This window comes from Pseudomonas sp. LS1212 (assembly GCF_024741815.1).
Taxonomy (GTDB): domain Bacteria; phylum Pseudomonadota; class Gammaproteobacteria; order Pseudomonadales; family Pseudomonadaceae; genus Aquipseudomonas.
Genome location: NZ_CP102951.1, coordinates 4,419,114 through 4,434,849, shown reverse-complemented (window position 1 = coordinate 4,434,849; position 15,736 = coordinate 4,419,114). Strand labels below are relative to the sequence as shown.

Annotated in this window: 15 protein-coding genes; 6 read left to right on the top strand and 9 right to left on the bottom strand. The window is 56.2% G+C overall.

The window, feature by feature from the left end; translation table 11 throughout:
* The first annotated feature begins 278 nt into the window (after positions 1–278).
* From NVV94_RS20600 to NVV94_RS20580, 5 genes are all read left to right on the top strand, one after another.
* Positions 279–1,175 (top strand): nitrilase family protein, encoded by an 897-nt coding sequence (locus tag NVV94_RS20600; protein ID WP_258444209.1) that lies wholly within the window; start codon positions 279–281, stop codon positions 1,173–1,175.
* 11 nt (positions 1,176–1,186) lie between these two features.
* On the top strand, positions 1,187–2,410 hold the full coding sequence (locus tag NVV94_RS20595; protein ID WP_408733425.1) for a hypothetical protein: 1,224 nt from the start codon (positions 1,187–1,189) through the stop codon (positions 2,408–2,410).
* Between the two features lie 35 nt (positions 2,411–2,445).
* A complete protein-coding gene (locus NVV94_RS20590; RefSeq protein WP_258444208.1) occupies positions 2,446–3,429 on the top strand; it encodes an asparaginase in 984 nt (327 codons plus the stop codon).
* Positions 3,430–3,554: 125 nt separating this feature from the next.
* A complete protein-coding gene (locus NVV94_RS20585; protein ID WP_258444207.1) occupies positions 3,555–3,845 on the top strand; it encodes a hypothetical protein in 291 nt (96 codons plus the stop codon).
* 188 nt (positions 3,846–4,033) lie between these two features.
* Positions 4,034–4,846, top strand: coding sequence for an HNH endonuclease (locus tag NVV94_RS20580; RefSeq protein WP_258444206.1), 813 nt, complete (start codon positions 4,034–4,036; stop codon positions 4,844–4,846).
* A 65-nt stretch (positions 4,847–4,911) separates the two neighbouring features.
* Here NVV94_RS20580 and NVV94_RS20575 read toward each other — a convergent pair whose 3' ends face one another.
* The 9 genes from NVV94_RS20575 to NVV94_RS20540 form a co-directional block, all read right to left on the bottom strand.
* A complete protein-coding gene (locus tag NVV94_RS20575; protein ID WP_258444205.1) occupies positions 4,912–5,442 on the bottom strand; it encodes a Bro-N domain-containing protein in 531 nt (176 codons plus the stop codon).
* Positions 5,443–6,267: 825 nt separating this feature from the next.
* Positions 6,268–7,487, bottom strand: a protein-coding gene (locus tag NVV94_RS20570) for an IS3 family transposase (RefSeq protein WP_408733424.1) whose coding sequence is annotated in 2 segments (ribosomal slippage) — positions 6,268–7,148 and positions 7,148–7,487 — 1,221 coding nt in all. Because the reading frame shifts where the segments join, the coding sequence is not laid out codon by codon here.
* Between the two features lie 67 nt (positions 7,488–7,554).
* Positions 7,555–8,460, bottom strand: coding sequence for a hypothetical protein (locus NVV94_RS20565; protein WP_258444203.1), 906 nt, complete (start codon positions 8,458–8,460; stop codon positions 7,555–7,557).
* A gap of 52 nt (positions 8,461–8,512) precedes the next feature.
* Complete coding sequence (gene tnpC / locus NVV94_RS20560) at positions 8,513–10,048, bottom strand: IS66 family transposase (protein WP_258443102.1); 1,536 nt, start codon at positions 10,046–10,048, stop codon at positions 8,513–8,515.
* 81 nt (positions 10,049–10,129) lie between these two features.
* A complete protein-coding gene (tnpB, locus tag NVV94_RS20555; RefSeq protein WP_258443103.1) occupies positions 10,130–10,465 on the bottom strand; it encodes an IS66 family insertion sequence element accessory protein TnpB in 336 nt (111 codons plus the stop codon).
* A complete protein-coding gene (tnpA, locus tag NVV94_RS20550) occupies positions 10,462–10,794 on the bottom strand; it encodes an IS66-like element accessory protein TnpA (protein WP_258443077.1) in 333 nt (110 codons plus the stop codon). The genes tnpB and tnpA overlap by 4 nt, the downstream gene beginning before the upstream one ends.
* On the bottom strand, positions 10,698–11,684 hold the full coding sequence (locus tag NVV94_RS27015; protein ID WP_408733521.1) for a TniQ family protein: 987 nt from the start codon (positions 11,682–11,684) through the stop codon (positions 10,698–10,700). The genes tnpA and NVV94_RS27015 overlap by 97 nt, the downstream gene beginning before the upstream one ends.
* A gap of 50 nt (positions 11,685–11,734) precedes the next feature.
* Complete coding sequence (locus NVV94_RS20545) at positions 11,735–12,679, bottom strand: TniB family NTP-binding protein (RefSeq protein WP_258444202.1); 945 nt, start codon at positions 12,677–12,679, stop codon at positions 11,735–11,737.
* On the bottom strand, positions 12,679–14,103 hold the full coding sequence (locus tag NVV94_RS20540) for a DDE-type integrase/transposase/recombinase (protein ID WP_258444201.1): 1,425 nt from the start codon (positions 14,101–14,103) through the stop codon (positions 12,679–12,681). Before NVV94_RS20540 ends, NVV94_RS20545 begins: the two co-directional genes overlap by 1 nt.
* A 102-nt stretch (positions 14,104–14,205) precedes the next feature.
* On the opposite strand from NVV94_RS20540, the gene NVV94_RS20535 reads away from it, so the two are divergent.
* A protein-coding gene (locus NVV94_RS20535) for an IS3 family transposase (protein WP_408733423.1) occupies positions 14,206–15,425 on the top strand; the annotation gives its coding sequence in 2 pieces (ribosomal slippage) (positions 14,206–14,551 and positions 14,551–15,425; 1,221 coding nt in all).
* Positions 15,426–15,736: the final 311 nt, after the last annotated feature.

The following is a 15,736-nucleotide window of genomic DNA, read 5'->3' as shown; positions in this document are numbered from 1 at the left end:
GCTCTTGTAGCCGCTGCCGAAGGCTCGGTGCGCCGCTGCGACGCTCGCGCGCGTTAGCGGGCGTAAGATCTCAAGACCGCCGGGGGGAGCCCCTGCGGGACTCCAGCGCAGCCTGGCGGCAGCGGCTACAGCGCACATATCGCTTCTGCCTCATTTGCATCCTCAGAAAGTGCCCACGCTTCACTCAGAAAGCGCCGTCTTGCCAACTCTTTCGAATGCCTTGTTATATGGATGTCACTCATTTGAGTTGCTCATAACAATAACAAGGTACCCCATTCATGCCCCAACCATCCGACGTCATCAGCCCCGTTCGTATTGCAGTTGTGCAGTTTGACCCCCAGTGCGGTCTGGAAAACTGCGAACACAACCTCTGCCATAGCTTGCACTTGGCCAGGGAAGCTGCCGAAAACGGCGCCAACCTCATCGTCCTGCCTGAACTGGCCAACACCGGCTATGCCTTCAAAACCCGTAAAGAAGCTTTCGACCACGCCGAGTTCGTTCCCAACGGCCCGAGCGTGGAGGCCTGGCTGGAATTCGCCCGCAAACATCAGGTGTATCTGGCCGCCGGCCTGGCCGAACGCGATGGCATGAAAATCTACGATACGGCGGTACTGGTAGGGCCGGAGGGCTTCATCGGGCGCTATCGCAAAACCCATCTCTGGAACCAGGAGAAGCTCTGGTTCTCGCCCGGTGATCTGGGTTTGCCGGTCTTCGAGACTCCCATAGGCCGCATCGGCCTGCTCATCTGCTGGGATATCTGGTTTCCTGAAACGCCCCGCCTGCTCGCGATGCAAGGCGCCGACATCATCTGCAGCCTGAACAACTGGGTGTGGACCCCACCGCCGTTGTTCGACGCGACGGGCAAGTGCATGGCGTCCTATCTCACCATCACCGCCGCCCACGTCAACAACGTCTTCATCGCCGCCGCCAACCGAATCGGCACCGACCGAGGCGAGCGCTTCCTGGGCTGTTCGCTGATCGCCGGCACCAACGGCTGGCCTATCAGTGAAGTGGCCTCGGCCGAGGAACAAACCGTCCTCTACGCCGACGTCGACCTGACCTCGGCGCGCACCGCCCCCATCTGGAACAGCCTCAACGATTTGCCCAGAGACCGCCGCACCGACCTCTACGACCCGATGCTCGGTTATTCCATGCACTCGCCGCTGCCGCGCTAAGGAGGTGAGTCATGGATAACTCGATAAACCCACCATCGCGCCCGTCATATTACGAGTCGCCCAATGTATTAATGGTGATCGTTCTATTGATCGCCGCCATCAGCATCCTCGGCATAACCTCCTTCACCAGCGCCTCCTCGCCAAATGCCGTATGGCCAAGCTATGCGGACATGATGGAAAACCTCCATCACCCCTTCGCCTGGTGGCGTTGGGTGTTGGGTGACATCAGCGAGGTCGCCTTCTACAAACACGAGTTCGCCTCCATCGGCCTGCTGGCGGGTGCCGGCCTTGCCTACTGGGCGAACCGTACCGGCAAGGCCTGGCAAGGGTTCGCCATTTGCTACGGCACTGGACTATGGCCTTGGTTGATCACCAGCTCCTTACTGGGGCTGGCACTTAGCAACCTGCTCTGGGGCTGGACCATTGCCGCAGGGGACTGGCAACCGACATTCGTCGCCTTCGTGTCCTTGCCGGCCGCCATGGTGCTGCTGTACGGGCGGGGTTGGCGGGTCGCGATCAACGGGGCGATCATGGGGGCGGTATTGGTTACTCCATGGTGCCTGCTGATCGTCAATTGGTTGTGCAAACCCTTGGGCCTGCCGGTGGTGATCGGCAATGTTTCCGGCATGGCGATCGCCAGTGTCCTGGCGTTTATCCTGTGCCGGTGGATACCCGCCCTGGTAACGACGCCAAGCGTCCACGAGGCATCGAAAGACGCACTACAGACGAGCGCCGAACCTACATCGAAAGCCCTAACGAATTATGGCATCGTCTGGACACTGCGGCGAATCCTGGCGGACTTCTCCGAAGCGCCTTTTTTCGGCAATGAACTGGCCAGCCTCGGCCTGCTGCTGGGCGCATTGCTCGCATACGCGCTCAACCCAGCCAGCCCGGCCTACGGCTCAGGCTGGTTGCTGGAAATGATCGCTGCCCAGGCATTGGCCTCGGCCATTGGTGTGATCGTCTGGCGCCGCCAATGGATCAAATTCGGCTGGTACCCCACCTACATCCCGATCGTCTCCGTCGCCCCAGCCGCCGTGCTGACACTCGGTGGCAGCTTCACCGTCATCGCCCTGAGCGCCACCCTCGGCGCCCTGATCGCACCGCCACTGGCCGCCGCCATTAGCCGCCGCTTGCCTGCCTGGGTGCATGGCTACGTCGGCAATGTGATCTCCATGGCCATCAGTACCGTGTTCATCCTTCCCATTATTGGCTTGTTCGTGGGGGGCGCCTGAATGCCTACCCATTCGACGACAGACAGGACACCCATATGACCCAGCCCAAACTGTCCATCGGTGCCCTCGGGGGCACCGTCAGCATGCAAGCGAAAAGTGCAGGCGAAGGTGTAACGCCTGCGTTAACCGGGGAGGCGATGCTCGCCTCACTGCCGGAACTGGCTGAGCTTGCGTTGATCAACGTGGAAACGCTTTGCCTGTTGCCCAGTGCCTCGCTGGATTTCGAACAACTGTTGACTGTATTGCGCTGGGCAAAGGCGCAGGTCGAGCAGGGTGCCACTGGCGTGGTTCTGACCCAAGGCACCGACACGCTTGAGGAAAGCGCTTACTTTCTGGACTTGCTCTGGGATCTGGAAGTGCCGCTGGTCATGACGGGCGCCATGCGCTCGGCTTCACAGATTGGCGCCGACGGGCCGGCCAACTTGATGGCTGCGATTAAGGTAGCGTTGGATAAGAACAGTCGCCAGCGTGGGGTGCAGGTTGTGATGAACGACCAGGTTCATGCGGCGGCTTGGGTTCGGAAATCTGATGCGCTTGCGCTGGATGCTTTTACGTCGCCGCTATTTGGTCCGGTTGGGGTGATGGTGGAAGGGCGGGTTCGGTATCTGGGTGGGGCGCCAGCTGAGCGTGTGACATTGCCATACCCAGGCAAGACGCATCACCGGGTGGCACTGCTGGAGGCTGTGCTGGGGGCAGATACTCGGCTGCTCGAGCAGATCGTGAGCCTGGGTTATGAAGGGCTGGTGATCGCTGGGTTTGGTGTCGGGCATGTGGATGCAGAATGGGCCGAGCGTATTGGGCGAATTGCAGAAGAATTGCCGGTGGTGATTGCTTCGCGTACTGGCTCGGGGACTACGACGCAGCACTCGTATGGATTTGTTGGTGGGGAGATGGATTTGCAGGGTAGGGGGGCTGTGATGGCTGGGTTTCTCTGTCCGCGCAAGAGTCGGGTATTGCTCTGGTTGTTGATTGGAGGCGAACTTCAGGGGGAAGTCGGAGTGTATTTTTCGGGGGAGTAATGATCCCCCCCCCTGAGATTGCATTTCTCACGATACTTTTCGCGTATTTAAAAAAATGATGGCTTATTGATATCATGATGGTAAAGCCTACTCGGATTGTCCGTTGTAGATGCTAAGGACCAGTCATGAAGAAAACTGCTATCAGCTTGCTCGCAACCCTAGCACTAGTCTGTTGCATAGATGCCGTCGCGAAAGAAGCGCGGTTGACCGACGCAGCGGTTGCGCAACGGTTGATCGAAGAATCCATTTCTTCCTACCCAGGAAATTGCCCCTGCCCCTACAACGCGGCGCGCAATGGCAGTCGATGCGGCAAGCGCAGTGCATACAACCGAGGTGGTGGGTATGCGCCGTTGTGCTTTAAGGAGGATGTCGACAAAGAAATGGTTGAAGAGTATCGGCGTCAGAATAAGGGGTGATTAAGGACTTGTTAGTCAGGCCCAGGCTCCTTCAGAGGTCTGACGCGCTGCGTCTCGGCGCTGTCAGATTATTAGTTTGTAGTAGGAACTGCAGGTCGCCCCGGCATGTGGCAACGTAAATTTTTTTAGCTGTGTAGGAAAGGTCCTGTCATTTGGTAGGCTTTGCCCTCTTCTTAGAGGGCGAACGGATGCCGGCTGTCATTGCTGAAAACGATGAATCGAAATGGGCGGATCAAACGGGAGCGCTCTACCATTTTCCGAAGCAGTACAGAGCGATTCTCTCTGAAGGTACCGCTGTGCTGTATTACAAGGGCAAAATGAGGAACAAAGCTTTTGCTGATCTGCGTCTGAGTGCCGATCCCCACTACTTCGGTGTGGCACGTATCGGCAAAGTGTACGCTGACGCAAAAAGCTCAAAAGGCGACTTGTTCGCAGTTATTCAGGGCTTCACACCTTTCGAAACCGCAGTGCCGAACAAAATCGACGGAGAGTATCTCGAGTCCATTCCTCCAAGGCTAAAGGACAATTACTGGCGTAACGGCGTTCGGTCAATTGACCAAGGCGTATTTGAAAGCATTCTTACTCGAGCTGTACCGAAACCGATCCAAATCGATGACACTAGCCCAACGGATGACATGCAGGAGTTCGAAACAAGAATCATCGGCACTGAAGGAAAAAAGATCACGTATTTCGGCGTGAAGTATGAGCGTTGTCCAAAACTTCGGCTTCAAGCAATAGAGATCCATGGGGTCTGCTGTAAAGCTTGTGGTTTTGACTTCGAGAAGGCCTATGGCGAGCATGCGAAAGGTTTTATCCATGTACACCATGTGAAGCCCATTTCTGAGTATGAAGGGGATAAGCAAGTAGATCCAGAAACTGATCTGATCACGCTTTGCGCTAATTGCCACGCGGTTGTTCACAGGAAGCCAGATATGCTTCTGAGCGTCGAGCAAGTAAAAAGTATGTTCCGTGGTCGGTGGGTTTTAGACGAATTAGCATGAAGTAAACAGGCAGTGTGAGGTGGCTTTTGTAGGTTGCCAGCCTCACACTTTATCGAATGCAGATATTAGCTCGCCTGGATGAATTGAGTTGCTATCTGCCACCAAGAACGCTCTCGCTTTGGAGGGCTATCGCATACCCTGAGTTCTGGATCAGACATGACCTGTGGCAGGTCACGCAGTCGGACCCAGGGTTCGTTATGCCAATGCAGTAGGCTAAGCGACAACCCCGGCCATTGCAGCAAGCTCAGGTTTGGCAATATCACATTGAAGGGGTGATGCACGTCCCGCAGCACCGCCACCACTTCATGGGTCAGCCATTGTCGCAGACTGCGATTCTCAGGGAAGTAATGGTGTACGAGCAGGGCATAAGCACCAGACTCACTAATCATCAGTGACCTGTGAAGTTCGCCATAACGCTGAAGCCAGAGCGTTCGTTTCTGATCCGGATCGAGTTTGCGTACTGCTCGTTCATCGAGGTGTCTGCCAAGCAAACGGCCTAAATCACGAGCACAAAACCAAGCTTGTGATTCTAACCAGAGGGTATGTAAATGGCGGTGATGGCGAATGAAGAGAATAGGTTCGAAGTGGTCAGTCATGCTGGGCCACCTGCGATATTGGTGATTGGTAGTCGGGTAGGAAAGTCATTTACATAGCCTCTACAAGCATTTTGGTATGCCCAACGTAGAGGATGTAAGTAACCCCAACAGACTACACCGCATCTCACAAAACCAGAGGACACATCAAAAGTCTGATTGGCTTTCCGTTGATACCGTCCGAAGGTGGTCTATAATCACGTCGCGCATTTCCACAATGCTTCGTGATCTGGATACACCTCAGTCACGGCCCGTACTTTTGGGCTTCTGTTCATCAGTACGGTCAAGACCCACAGCAGCCGTTGGCGCGGTTGCTGTGGGTTTCTTGTTTTCGTCCCTTTGAAATTGCTGCTTCAAAGCAGCAAGCTCTCCCTAGCACCACCTCCCTGAAGAGGTGGCTATCTGATGCGGCACTCATCGTCATTGGCCTACGAAACGCTGGTGCCGAAACTCAAGGCTTGTAGAGCTGTTTTTTCACCGGGGCGAAATTCTTTTTTCACTGTTTCGCGAATTTATAAACATTTTTCGCACTTATTTATGAAATTGATTTTGCTCGTTTTTTTATGGGGATTTCCAGTGGCAGAATAGCTCTGGTTTTTGCGGAGGAGGGGATTATTTTATTTCGTTAATATCATGTCGGCGCAGAAGGCGAACTGTAGAAACGTAGCCGGTATCATGCTGGTGTAGGGGATGAAGTTTTTTCTGTCTTACAAGGTTGGCGGTGTGGCCGATTGAAGCGCCAAGAATTTCATCCGCTTCGCAGTAGCTTATAAATAGCTCGCGGTGCTCCTTGGACTTGCCCCTGCAAAACCGGACACCAACTCCCCGTTAAATTGATGCCTCTGCCAAGCGCCTGAACTCCCTCGGTGAGCGGTATTTCAGCGCGCTGTGCGGATGCTGTTCGTTGTAATGCTCGAAGGCAATCGCCAAGTTGCGTAGCGCCGTTTCCCGATCCGGTTTTGGCATATGGGCCACGTAGTCACGTTTGATCGTCTTCACGAAGCTCTCAGCCATGCCATTGCTCTGCGGGCTGCGTGCTGGCGTGGTCACTGGCTGCAAACCGATCTGGCGAGCAAACAGGCGTGTCTGTTCCGCGGTGTACGCCGAGCCGTTATCGCTCAACCACTGCACCGGCTTTGTCGGCAACTGATCGCCAAAGCGCTTCTCCACGCTTTCCAGCATCAGGTCGCGAATATCGTCCCCGCTGTAGCCTGTCGGGCTGGCAACCCAGCCGATGGCTTCGCGGTCGCAGCAGTCCAGCGCAAAGGTCACGCTCAGCTTTGCGCCGTCCTCACAGCGGAACTCAAACCCGTCCGAACACCAGCGGGTATCGCTTGTCTCTACCGCCACGCGACCTTCGTGCCGACGCGGCACACCAGGCTGCTTGATCCGGCGCTCCAGCAGCAGATTGTGGTCTCGCATGACCCGATAAACCCGCTTCACATTGACCGCGGGCTGCAACTTGGCTTCGCGTTCGCGGCGCAGTAAACCCCATACCCGTCGATAGCCATAGCTAGGCAGCTCGCTGACCTGCTGCTGGATTTCGGCGATCAGATCAGCATCGTCCAGCGGTCTACTTCGCCGCACTCTGGGCGATGTGGATTGCTTGATTCGAACCGTTAATTGCGAGCGCGCCACACCGAGACATTTACTGACCAGTTTCACTGGTCGTCCCCCGGCAACAAGGGTGAGTGCGCAATCCATTTTCGCGAGCGGGCGATCTCCACGGCCTCTTTGAGGATTTCCGCTTCCATCGTTTTCTTGCCCAGCATCCGTTGCAGTTCGCGGATCTGCTTGAGCGCATCGCTCAACTCGGACGCAGGCACCACCGCCTCGCCGGCACTGACCGCCGACAGGCTGCCATCCTGGTAAAGCTTGCGCCACAGGAACAGTTGGTTGGCGTTGATGCCGTTGCGCCTGGCGACCACGGACACGCTCTGGCCGCGCTCCAGGCTCTCGCGAACCATGGCCAGCTTTTGCTCGACGCTCCAGCGGCGACGCCGCTCCTGGCCGAGGATTTCCACATTCTTATCTTTGCTATTAGTCATAAACACAGTCGTTTGCCTATCCCTTATGGTAAGGGGGAAACGGTGTCCTGTCTTTCATGGGGCTCGTTCACTCCTGCACTCGACGGATTTGCTCTAGGGATACTAGGGTTTTACTTCCTATGCGGAGGTATTTCAGAAAGTCGCTTTGGATAAATCTTCTGGAGAGCGTCTGTGGGGTCATGCCGAGCTGAGCTGAAAAACGCTTGAGCGAGATCATGTTCTCAAGTTGTGCTTTGGCATTTGCCACCGAGCTGCTGGTGAAATGGCGGCCAGTCTTCAGATTTTTTGCTCGGGTGATAAAGCCTTGTTGTTCGAGGTGCTTCAAATCGTGCAGTACAACACCAAGAGCGCGCGCCGTATCAGTACTTGATGTGGATTCCTCTCCGGTGAAGCTGGCGGAGCCTATGGGTTTCCTTCCAGCGTTGGATTTGTAGTGAGCAACGTTATGTAGAGAGGTTTGGATCCTGCTATTGATGTCATCGCGGCGGTAAACGGTTATTAGCCCTCCATCAAGATCTGGCCCAGAAATCGGAGTTACCCCGAGGTGGAGGAGTTTTGCTGAAAGGGTCGTTCTGGGGAGGCCGAGATCCGTAGCGAGTTGACCTATGAACACGAAATTTTCCGAGAAGTGATCTACCGCAGCCACCTGGAGCCATCTCCTGCCATGGGGGCCTTTCCTGACTCCGGTCTGCATGAAGCCCCGTGAGTAGGCGCTACGAATTGCCTGCGGGTATACGCCCAGGCGGATAGCAGTCTCTTCGATGGTTAGGTGCGTGCTGCAATCTTGAGTTGAAGTTTCCGAGATGGAGGGTTGCTCGGTTGGCAGGAGAAGTCCCGTCGGTTGCTCAAGCAGCATGCATAGCTTCTTGGCGGAGTATTTCCACCGAGTATCGTCACCCTTTTCGCGTTGAACCAAATCACGAGTCAGAAATGAGCGAAGCTTGGTCTGTGAAATTTTCAGCGCGTGAATCATCTCATCCTGATAAAGCTGAAGTGCTGAGCATTTACACGTAAGCGAATGGGCATTACAGGTTGCGTAACGGCATCCAATTATGTGGCAACAGCTCGGCGATCTGGCTCGCCCGCTGCGTCGGCAGCCGCGCCAGTACGTTCTTCAAGTATTCGTACGGATCATGCCCGTTGAGCTTGGCCGACTGGATCAGGCTCATCAGTGCCGCCGCACGTTTGCCGCTGCGCAACGACCCGGCAAAGAGCCAGTTCTTGCGACCCAGCGCCCACGGCCTTATCTGCTGCTCGGCGTGGTTGTTATCTATGGGTACCGCGCCGTCATCGAGATAGCGTGACAACGCCGCCCAGCGCTTGAGGCTGTAATCCAGAGCCTTGGCGATAGCCACCCCATCGTGCACAAGCTGGCGCTGGGCGGTCATCCAGGCATGCAACGCATCCATCGCTGGCGCGGCTTTTTCCTGGCGTATCCGTCGTCGAGCGTCAGGTGCGAGGTCGCGGACTTCATGCTCTATTTCGTATAGCACCTGGATGTAGCGCAAGGCCTGTTCGGCAAGCTGGCTTTTGTTCGTGACGTGCAGCTCGAAGAACTTGCGCCGGGCATGAGCCATACAGCCGATCTCGGTGACGCCGAGTGCAAAGCTGGCCTTGTAGCCACCAAAATCGTCGCAAACCAGTTGGCCCTTCCAGTCTTGCAGGAAAGCGCGGGCATGTTCACCCGAGCGGCTGGGGCTGAAGTCGTAAACAACCGCCTTTACGTCGGCAAACGAGCTGGTAGCGTAGGCCCAGACATAGGCGCGGTGAGTTTTCTTCGCGCCCGGCGTGAGCATCTGTACCGGCGTTTCGTCAGCGTGCACCACGTTGTGTCCAAGCACCACCTCGCGCAACGCATCAACCAGCGGTTGCAACTGCACACCGCAGGTGCCGACCCACTGCGCCAGGGTTGAGCGCGGGATGGCCAGGCCAGCCCGGGCAAAGATCTTTTCTTGACGATACAGCGGCAAATGATCACCGTACTTGGCGATCATCACCTGGGCCAGCAGGCCTGCTGTCGGGATGCCCTTGTCGATCACCTGCGCCGGAACCGGGGCCTGGATCAGGGTTTCGCACTGATCGCAGACCCACTTGCCACGGATATGGCGTTCGACGGTGAACACGCCCGGCGTGTAGTCGAGTTTCTCGCTGACATCCTCGCCGATGCGCTTGAGGGCGCAGCCGCAGGTGCACTGCGTGTTGTCCGGTTCGTGATGGATCAGGGTGCGCGGAAACTGCGGCGGCAAAGCCGTACGCTTGGGCTTTTGACGAGCCTCGGTCGGCACGGGAGCCGGTTGCAGAGCTGCAAGCTCGGCTTCGATGGCTGCGATGTCAGTGTCGATCAGGTCATCGAGCAGGCTGGCTTGATCCGGGCTTAATTGCTCGCTGCGCTTGGCAAATTTGAAGCGTTTGAGCTGCGCGATCTCGTGGGTCAGTTTCTCGATAACCGTTTGGTGACGATGGATTTGCTTGTCCATCGTCTCGACGCGCTGCATCAACTGCGCGGCCAGCGCGCGCAGTTGGTCAGGGTTTAGTTGGTCGAGATTGGAAAGCGAAGTCATGCCGCCGATTTTGCCAGAGCAGGCCAATACCGGCGATAGACTCATCGGACAATTGCGCGGCCAGGCTGGCCATGGCAGGCGTCACACGATGGAAATAGCGTCGCCCGGCCCGACTCGTTGCCAGGGCAAACCCAGCACCAGAGCGTGCAACTGCTCAGCGCCCAATTCCACGTGAGCGCCGTGTCGAGAACCCGGCCAGAAAAATTTGCCCTGGTGCAGGCGGCGGGCCGCCAGCCAGATACCTAGGCCATCGTGTACCAACACCTTGATGCGCGTGGCGCGACGATTGGCAAACAGATAAGCACAGTGCGGCTGCGCCGCACCGAACACGGCGACCACCCGCGCCAGCGCGGTTTCGGTGCCGGCGCGCATGTCCATGGGCTCCGTCGCCAGCCAGATGGAGTCGATGCGGATCATCGCAACAGATCTCGCAGAAAGGTGGCGCAGGCAGCCGCGCTTTCGGTCGGCCAGTTCACTTTGACAGTGCCACGCGGGTGCTGGATTTCAACGCAGATATTCGATGATGCAGTTTGCGAATTTGCTCCGGCTAGCTGCATGGGGAACGGAATAAAAGCAGGTTGCAGCTCCGTGTTTTTTTGCTTTTGCCCTCGAATCCACTTGTGGACGAGGTTCGCGTTGAGTCTATGGCTCAGCGCGACGCTGGCAATCGAGGCGCCGGGCTGGGCGCACTCTTGAATGACTTGGACTTTGAAGGATTTGGAGTAGGAACGGCGTTGTGGTTGCATGAAATACCCGCTTGAAAGGCTCGAACTGGTGCCCACTTAAATTTAAGTGCACACCATGTCTTGGCTTTGCAGGGCTGGGTAGATGACTTGGCCGGACGGATACATTTACACGTTCCTTTGGCTTCTGCCATATCGGATTTGGAATGGAGCAAATGTTGCACTTGGCTTTTGATCCATGCGTCTTCCGAGGCCATCCAAGGCGCAAGAAGTGGCCTCAGCGTAAGGCACGGGTACAGCAGTTTGGACGTCTCCAGCAGCCCCTCAAATATCTCAGTGTCACAATCGGCGACCCGAGCGGCGGTTTCTAGGATTTCCTGAGTTTGGTCTGAGTGCTTGGTGTATCGGAGCGCCTTCAGTGCAAAAATGAATCGACCCAAGGCAGCCTGATCTTTTGTCCTAAAAATCTTCAGCAGACAATGCGAACTCTGCGAATGCCAGTATGTTTTCGGGGTGTTGCGTAGATCAAACCCGCACTGGCAATGAGCCCCTGAAATCTGAGTCCAACGGATTGTGCGAAGGCATTGAGGGCAGGCCGACTCTAGCTTGCAATCGTGTTCGGGACAGCTTTGGAGCCAGCTGAGATCAAGAATCGACGAGTGCGTGCCCGCCTTGATGCAATCGGGGCAAATGCTGAAGGCATCAGCCCGAATATTGGCCGAAGGCACGGCCAACCCCATGACCTCCACTGGACTTTCGCTGGTGCGCCCCAGCTGCGTGTAGAAGCTCTCTTGAAACTGTTGGCCATTGAGGTGTTCGTGGCTGGCCAGTTGACCAACGAGTTTCGAGTGCTTCATCTGCCAGGCGAAGGGTTGGAGTGATTCCTTTGCCCCAAAGGCTCTAGCCATGGCCGAGACCGAGCCAAACCCATTCGCGTAAGCGGTGCGGATCATTACGCTCCGGGGGCTCTCCTCATGACAGGCATGAGCAAGGTGGAAAATATTCATTTTCCCTTCGCTCCGGAGATGACTTTGTCTAGTGACTCAAGTGGCAGACGAAAGGCATTGCCTCGATATTGGGCTGTTGGGATAACAGACAGGTCGGCAGCGCTGATCAAATCGCCAAATCCGAAGCTCCCATCGTTACGAAGAAGCGCGATTCTGAAGGCGTCGTTGAGGATCTGGCGGATGCCATTCATGTTCCCACCGGTCGCTAGGTACATGGCCTTGAGTGGCTGGTCTGTGCTCAAGCTGATGGACTTATCGAACTCTCCGATTTTCTTGATCGCGGCACCGAACGCTCGCAACGTTTTGCTGAGTACGGACGCAGGGTCTAGTGCGGAGTACGTGAAATGATTCATCTTGTGCCGATATGGGTATCTTCGTGAAAGCTGTGGGTGCGCGTTGATGATTTCTTCGCAGCTGGGGATGCCCACAATCGCAACCGGAACCAGTGTTTCGTTCAAGAGCGTTCTCACCCAATCGCATACCTGCTCGCGAGATTTCTCTGCTCCCTTGCGAAGCAAGTTGTCAAACTCATCCAGCACAATGAGTTTGGTCTGGCAGGTTTGAAGGAGAGTGACCAGACGCTTGAAAAGGGTCGAACTGTTGCCAGTCACGTTGTTGGAACCCAGCTCCTGCAACATGGAAGTGGTGAGGCTCTTGATTGTCGCGCCAGCTTGGAGGGAGCAGTAAAAAGCCGGGACGATCTCAGTAGTGCCTGCTTCTGTAGTGACGATCCTCCTCTCCCCAAAATGGCTCAAGGCGATCTTGCAAACCGTAGATTTCCCCGTGCCCGGCTCGCCAGTAAGGAGTGCAGATGCAGGCTCCCCGCGAGTCAGCGTGGCGTCGATGCTGCGAGAAATGCAATCCATTGCCTCGGCATACTCAGGGTGGTTCACGACAAATTGTGCAAATTGGATGAGCTTGTCTTTGATTTCGGCGTTCATTATTGCTTCCTGGGCAGTTGGAAAGTTTCGTAGTCGTCGGCATCGTCATCAGGCATGTCGTCAATAAGTTCAAAGTCGATTTCCTCAGAAAGCTGAATGTCTTTGTCGATGTACTGCGTATCGACCGCTATTTCGCCAAGTGGGGTGTTGAAGTGATCTTCATTATTACGAGGGTCGCGCAGGCGAGCGCGCTTACGCCGGGCATTGTTCGTCTTGCTCTCGCTCAGGGCCTGCCAGATGCGGGGCAACGTCTTCCTGGCTTCCTCTCCGGTGAAGAGTTTTGCCTCATCCTTCAGTTTTTGTTGAACCAGTTCGTGTTCATACAAGGACAGGCCGTATTGGTATTCATGCACCGCATTGGCCTCATAAAAGACCCCGCTGCTCGGTTCACGCACGTAGACAGTGCCGAGGTTTGTGCGGTCGTATAGGACGTCAGCCTTTTGCCCAGGCATCAATTTACTCTGGACATGGGATAGGCCTGGGCCGCTCCAGCTCAAGTTCTTGAACCGGACACGACCGCGATTGATGGTGCTGAAGTGCGTTGCCATGCAAATAAACCTGATGGCTTCAGCAGTGAAGACTTTTGGCGGATTCATTTTGTCCAACTTTCGCTCCCACAGGACGTTGGCGGGCAGATGGCGGTGGCCGTGGGCGGTTTTGTTGTAATAGTTTTGAATCCAATCTGTGACGATGTTGCGCAACTCTTCCAGCGTCATTACGGCTTCGCCTTCAGAGTCATAATCTCCTCGCATCATCGGATTCGATTTTGTCGTTCCGTCGAGCCCGTGAATGAGTTGCAAATTCAACGTGCGGAAAAATGATTCGATATGCGGTTTCTGATTGGGCTGTCCCTTGGAGCAAAAGCGAACGGTAAACCCTAGGCGGTTGGCTATCCTCAGCAACGACGCGTTGTAGAACTCTGCACCGTTATCTACGACTAGTTCTTCCATGAGCCCGGCCGGTGAGCCGTCTTGACGCGCAGACAGCGCATGACGCAGTGCACTGGCCGTCTTTTCGAAACACGGCGGAGTAAACGAAAGGCTCCAGCCAATAACAGAGCTGGTGAGTACCTCCAACAACACGGTGAGGTAAGCGCGACCAATGTACAGGCCGTCGTCCCCCACAAGTTGTACGTCAACTTCCTGGGTGTCGGCTTCGACCCGCGCCAACAACCGGTCAGGGCAATGGATCCCTTGGCCAAAACCATGCTTTTTTTCGGCGGCCTTTCGGCCAAGCCGGGCGACGTCCACCGTGTAGCTGGGAAGCACCTTCAGAGCACGGTAAAAAGTGGAAGGCGAGGGGATATCCAACTTGATGTCGGATTGGCGGTTCAACTCTTCAATGTGTGTCTCGAACATTTTGTAGACCATCAGCCCCGGTGGCTTCGTGGACTTCAGGTAGTGATGGCGGATGTAGTCCTGCATGACATCCAGGGATTCCGGGCTCAGTCGCTTGGTGAACGAGCCCCATGAAAGACAGGACACTGTTTCCCCCTTACGATAAGGGATAGGCAAACGGTTATGTTTATGACTAACAGCAACGATAAGAGTGGGGAGCTTTTGGGCCAGGAGCGGCGGCGCCGCTGGAGCCCAGAGCAAAAACTGGCCATGGTTCGCGAGAGTCTTGAGCCAGGGCAAAGCGTTTCGGTGGTGGCTCGGCGTAACGGCATCAATGCCAACCAGCTGTTCCTCTGGCGCAAGCTGTACCAGGACGGCAGCTTGTCGGCGGTCAGTGCTGGCGAAGCCGTGGTGCCTGCCTCGGAGCTGAGCGATGCGCTCAAGCAGATCCGTGAACTGCAACGGATGCTGGGCAAGAAAACGATGGAAGCAGAAATCCTCAAAGAGGCCGTGGAGATCGCCCGCTCGCGAAAATGGATTGCGCACTCACCCTTGTTGCCGGGGGACGACCAGTGAAGCTGGTCAGCGAATGTCTCGGTGTGGCGCGCTCGCAATTAACGGTTCGAATCAAGCAATCAGCCTTGCCCAAGGTACGGCGAAACAGGCCCGTGGACGACGCTGAACTGGTGGTTGAAATCCAGCAACAGGTCAGCGAGCTGCCCAGCTATGGCTACCGTCGTGTCTGGGGATTACTGCGTCGCGCACGTGAAACCCAGTTGCTGCCCGCGATCAACGCGAAGCGGGTTTACCGGGTCATGCGTGATCACAATCTGCTGCTTGAGCGTCGACTCAAACAGCCCGGCGTGCCACGTCGACACGAAGGCCGTATTGCCGTGAAAACCAGTGATACGCGTTGGTGCTCGGACGGCTTTGAGTTTCGTTGCGAGGACGGCGCCAAACTGAGCGTGACCTTCGCCCTGGACTGCTGTGATCGCGAAGCCATCGGCTGGGTCGCCAGTCCAACGGGATACAGCGGTGATGATATCCGTGACTTGATGCTGGAGAGCGTGGAAAAGCGCTTTGGCGACCAACTGCCCGCCACGCCGGTGCAATGGCTAAGCGATAACGGTTCGGCCTATACCGCCGAACAGACGCGCCTGTTTGCTCGGCAGATCGGTTTGCAACCGGTGACCACGCCAGTACGCAGCCCGCAGAGCAACGGCATGGCTGAGAGCTTCGTGAAGACGATCAAGCGTGATTACGTGGCGCACATGCCCAAGCCGGATCGAGAAACGGCGCTACGCAACCTGGCCATTGCCTTCGAGCATTACAACGAGGAGCATCCGCACAGCGCCCTGAAATATCGCTCGCCGAGGGAGTTCAGGCGCTTGGCCGCAGCATCAATTTAACGGGGAGTTGGTGTCCGGTTTTTTAGGGGCAAGTCCAATACGTCGCTCAGGGCGAGAGCAGGGATAAGCTAGTAAGCGTCCCGGCGCCTTAGTCCGGTCTGATTGCCATCGGGTGCGGTTGATGGATGTGCTCTCGCGCTTGCATGTGGCGGGTCCTTGCCACCCAATCTGTCAGCGTTGAATTGACGGCCTTTGCCAGTTTGGGTGAATCAGCTGTAAGCCGGAGTTGGACCAAATCCGACAAAACCTGCCGCCGCGTCTCGGCAGCGTTGTTGCGGTCTTCTCCGCTCGCACTCCTCACCGTTTAGCTA

What these genes read in the sequence shown, in the direction of transcription:
- NVV94_RS20580 (WP_258444206.1), top strand. Translation starts at nt 4,034, where the DNA reads ATGCCGGCTGTCATTGCTGAAAACGATGAATCGAAATGGGCGGATCAA.
- NVV94_RS20545 (WP_258444202.1), bottom strand. Translation starts at nt 12,679, where the DNA reads ATGAACGCCGAAATCAAAGACAAGCTCATCCAATTTGCACAATTTGTC.
- NVV94_RS20595 (WP_408733425.1), top strand. Translation starts at nt 1,187, where the DNA reads ATGGATAACTCGATAAACCCACCATCGCGCCCGTCATATTACGAGTCG.
- NVV94_RS20590 (WP_258444208.1), top strand. Translation starts at nt 2,446, where the DNA reads ATGACCCAGCCCAAACTGTCCATCGGTGCCCTCGGGGGCACCGTCAGC.
- tnpC (WP_258443102.1), bottom strand. Translation starts at nt 10,048, where the DNA reads ATGACTTCGCTTTCCAATCTCGACCAACTAAACCCTGACCAACTGCGC.
- tnpB (WP_258443103.1), bottom strand. Translation starts at nt 10,465, where the DNA reads ATGATCCGCATCGACTCCATCTGGCTGGCGACGGAGCCCATGGACATG.
- NVV94_RS20575 (WP_258444205.1), bottom strand. Translation starts at nt 5,442, where the DNA reads ATGACTGACCACTTCGAACCTATTCTCTTCATTCGCCATCACCGCCAT.
- tnpA (WP_258443077.1), bottom strand. Translation starts at nt 10,794, where the DNA reads ATGCAACCACAACGCCGTTCCTACTCCAAATCCTTCAAAGTCCAAGTC.
- NVV94_RS20600 (WP_258444209.1), top strand. Translation starts at nt 279, where the DNA reads ATGCCCCAACCATCCGACGTCATCAGCCCCGTTCGTATTGCAGTTGTG.
- NVV94_RS20540 (WP_258444201.1), bottom strand. Translation starts at nt 14,103, where the DNA reads ATGCAGGACTACATCCGCCATCACTACCTGAAGTCCACGAAGCCACCG.
- NVV94_RS20565 (WP_258444203.1), bottom strand. Translation starts at nt 8,460, where the DNA reads ATGATTCACGCGCTGAAAATTTCACAGACCAAGCTTCGCTCATTTCTG.
- NVV94_RS27015 (WP_408733521.1), bottom strand. Translation starts at nt 11,684, where the DNA reads ATGATCCGCACCGCTTACGCGAATGGGTTTGGCTCGGTCTCGGCCATG.
- NVV94_RS20585 (WP_258444207.1), top strand. Translation starts at nt 3,555, where the DNA reads ATGAAGAAAACTGCTATCAGCTTGCTCGCAACCCTAGCACTAGTCTGT.